Source organism: Micrococcus sp. LASM2_SD2, assembly GCF_057364565.1.
On record NZ_JBNFOB010000322.1, the window covers coordinates 1 to 1,967 of the forward strand.

Sequence of the window (1,967 nt, forward strand, 5' to 3'; positions counted from 1 at the left end):
GATCGGCTGCCGCATCCCCTCGGCCTGCCGCACGTCCTCCGCGCGCGCCGGCGCGCCCACTCCTGGGCCTCCGCCTCCTCCGCGGCGGCCTTGGCGTCCGCACCCGAGCGCCTCCGCCCCTGGGCCTCACGCTCTGCCGTGTCCGCGCGGAACAGGGAGCGCATGACCAGCCAGAACAGCAGCGCCAGGCCCACGGAGGGTGCCAGCACGGAGAAGTAGTCCCAGAAGGTGGCCACGGCGGATCAGGCCTCCGGCTTCAGCAGCGGGAAGAGGATGGTCTCGCGGATACCGACTCCGGTGAAGAGCATGACCAGGCGGTCGATACCCAGGCCCAGGCCGCCCATCGGCGGGGCGCCGTACTCCAGCGCCCGCAGGAAGTCCTCGTCCAGCTGCATGGCCTCGTCGTCGCCGGCGGCGGCGGCGCGGGACTGCTGGGTCAGGCGCTCACGCTGGATGACCGGGTCGATCAGCTCCGAGAACGCGGTGCCGCGCTCCATGCCGCCGATGATCAGGTCCCAGGCCTCGATGACACCGGGCTTGTCCCGGTGCGGGCGGGCCAGCGGCTGGGCGGCCGGCGGGTAGTTGTACACGAAGGTCGGGTCGATCAGGGTCGGCTCGACGATCTCGCCGAACAGCTCGATCACGAGCTTCTCCGCTCCCCACTTCGGATCCACCGGGACCTCATGCTCCTCGGCGATCTGCCGCAGCACCGCGGCGTCCGTCTCCGGGGTGATCTCCTGCCCCACGGCCTCGGACAGCCCGGGGTAGACCTCCACCCAGGCCCACTCGCCGTCCAGGTCGATGGTGCCCTTCTCGGTCTCGATCCGCCGGCCGGCGCCCACGGCGTCGGCCGCGGCGAGGATCATCTGCTGCATGCGCTCGGCCATGACGTGCATGTCCGCCCAGGCCTCGTAGCACTCGAGGGTGGTGAACTCCGGCGAATGGGTGGAGTCCACGCCCTCGTTGCGGAAGACGCGGCCGATCTCGTAGACGCGGTCCACACCGCCCACCACGGCGCGCTTGAGGTAGAGCTCGGTGGCGATGCGTAGCGTCATGTCCTGGTCGAACGCGTTGAGGTGCGTCTCGAACGGGCGGGCCTGGGCGCCGCCGTGGATGAGCTGCAGAATCGGGGTCTCGACCTCCACGTAGTCGTGGCCCTCGAGGGTGCGGCGGATCGCGGAGGTGATCCTGGCGCGGGTGTAGACCATCTCGCGGGCGGCATCGCGCACGATCAGGTCCGCGTAGCGCTGGCGGACACGGGTCTCCTCGTTGAGCTCGGCGTGCAGCACCGGCAGCGGGCGCAGCGCCTTGGAGGCCATCTGCCAGGAGTCGGCCATGATGGACAGCTCGCCGCGGCGGGAGACGATGACCGTGCCGGTCACGGACACGTGGTCGCCGAGGTCCACCGCCTTCTTCCACTCGGCCAGGGACTCCTCGCCCACGTTGGCCAGGGAGAGCATGACCTGCAGACGCACGCCGGCGCCGTCCTTCCCGCCCTCTTGGAGGGTGGCGAAGCAGAGCTTGCCGGTGTTGCGCTGGAACACGATGCGGCCGGCCACCGACACCTCCGGGCCGTCCTCCCAGCCCGCCTCGTGCTTGCCGTCGAACTCCTCGCGGACGGCCGTCAGCGAATGGGTGCGCTTCACCTCGACCGGGAACGCCTCTGTGCCCTCGGCGAGCAGGGCGTCGCGCTTGGCGGCGCGCACGGCCTGCTGGTCGTGGTGGTCGACTGCGGTCTGAGCGGGGGTGTTCTGCGTGGTCACAGTCCCCCAGTCTAAGGGCGCAGGGCATGCCGTTCCCGTCCCGCCGGGGTGGGGCACACCACGTGGACCGGCCGCCGGACGGAGTACCGTGCGGGCATGCCCGCCCACCGTTCCCCGCGCCGCACGCCGGAGCGCTTCGTGACCCTCGACGACGGCACGCGCCTGCGCCTGCGCACCCACCTCCCACCGGGGCGGGCACCCCGG

At 71.6% G+C, this 1,967-nt stretch carries 2 protein-coding genes; both read right to left on the reverse strand.

Going from position 1 to position 1,967, the window contains the following annotated elements; genetic code table 11:
- Positions 1-236, reverse strand: a 236-nt coding sequence (locus tag AC2W7A_RS11970) for a hypothetical protein (RefSeq protein ID WP_485991538.1), incomplete at its 3' end; no start/stop codon positions are given.
- A gap of 6 nt (positions 237-242) precedes the next feature.
- Positions 243-1,763, reverse strand: a complete 1,521-nt coding sequence (gene lysS, locus AC2W7A_RS11975) for a lysine--tRNA ligase (RefSeq protein ID WP_485991539.1) — start codon at positions 1,761-1,763, stop codon at positions 243-245.
- Between the last annotated feature and the right edge of the window lie 204 nt (positions 1,764-1,967).